The organism is Pseudoalteromonas sp. TB64, from assembly GCF_000498095.1.
Lineage (GTDB): Bacteria > Pseudomonadota > Gammaproteobacteria > Enterobacterales > Alteromonadaceae > Pseudoalteromonas.
The window spans coordinates 1-1,468 of the sequence record NZ_AUTQ01000039.1; the positions used below are offsets into that span (position 1 = coordinate 1).

The 1,468-nt window shown below is 42.1% G+C and carries 1 protein-coding gene; it reads left to right on the forward strand.

What is annotated here, in order from left to right; genetic code table 11:
• A partial coding sequence (locus L647_RS0101175; protein WP_024609576.1) for an Ig-like domain-containing protein occupies positions 1-1,468 on the forward strand: 1,468 nt, incomplete at both ends.

Here is a 1,468-nt window from a genome sequence, read left to right on the forward strand (position 1 = left end):
GTAGCAACGGTTACTGATGCAGCCGGTAATACTGCTTCAGCTAGCGAAGTGGGAGAAATAGACCTAACCGATCCTGCAATTACGATCAATCCAATTGATGACACCAATGATACAACCCCAACAATTAGCGGAAACGTAATTGATGTGCCAGCAGGTACTGAGGTTGTATTGTTAGTAACTGATAGCGAAGGTAACCAACAAACAATTACTACGAGCGTGAATGCTAATGGTAGTTACAGCACCGATATACCTTTAGAGCTTAGTGAAGGTGATTTCACTGTACTGGCAAGTGTGAGTGATGAAGCAGGAAATAGCAGTACCGCTACAGTGACAGGAAACATAGATTTAACGGCACCAAGTATAACAATCAATGAGATAGGTAATACAACAGACGTTACACCAACTATTTCTGGTTCTACGCAAGGTCTACCCGCAGAAAGCTTGGTTACAATAATTATTACTGACAGTAGCGGGCTTGAGCAAGAACTTGTAGCTGCAATAGAGGCTGATGGCACATGGAATATAGATGTCCCAGCTAATTTAAATGAAGGTGACTTTAGTGTTGTAGCTACTGTTGCAGATAGTGCCGGTAATACAGCGCAAGATACAGAAACTGGAACTGTTGATATTTCAGCACCTGTAATTAGTATAGATAACTTTATTGATTCAAATGACACAACTCCTACATTTAGCGGAACAACGACTGATGTAGAACCTGGTAGCCTTGTTAGTGTTTTAGTTACTGATGCAAACGGTGACTCTCAAACATTGACAGTGGTTATTTCAAATGATGGTTCTTGGCAAGTAGGCGCAACACAAGATATTGCAGAAGGCGAGTTTACAATTACTGCAACAACTACAGATGCAGCCGGAAATATAGCAAGTGATACTGATACCGGGATAATTGATTTATCAGCTCCAATAGTAATAATTAACACACTTGATGAGAGCAGTGACACCACTCCTAATATTTCAGGCTCAGTGCAAAATGTACCAGCAGGCACAACTGTTACGTTAACGGTAACCGATATAAATGGCATTCCACAAACCATAACCACTCAAACATTGGCTGATGGTAGCTGGACTACTAATGTATTAAATGATCTAGGAGAAGGAGATTATACTGTAGATGTTTTAGTAACAGACACTGCAGGAAATAATGGGCTAGCGTCTGCAATAGGCACAATTAATACAACATCACCGATCATTACTATTGATGAATTAGGTGAGAGTAACGACACCACACCGACTATTTCAGGCACTGCAACGGGTGAGCCTGAAGGCACGGTTGTTACCATTACCGTGACTGATGACGCTGGGAACGAACAAGTTATCACGACAGAAGTGCTCGCTGACGGCACATTTAGTGCTGATGTACCAGATGAGCTGAGTGAAGGCGAATACAGTGTAGACGTATCAGTAACCGACTCCGCTGGTAATGAAACCACAATAACTACGACTGGCGAGG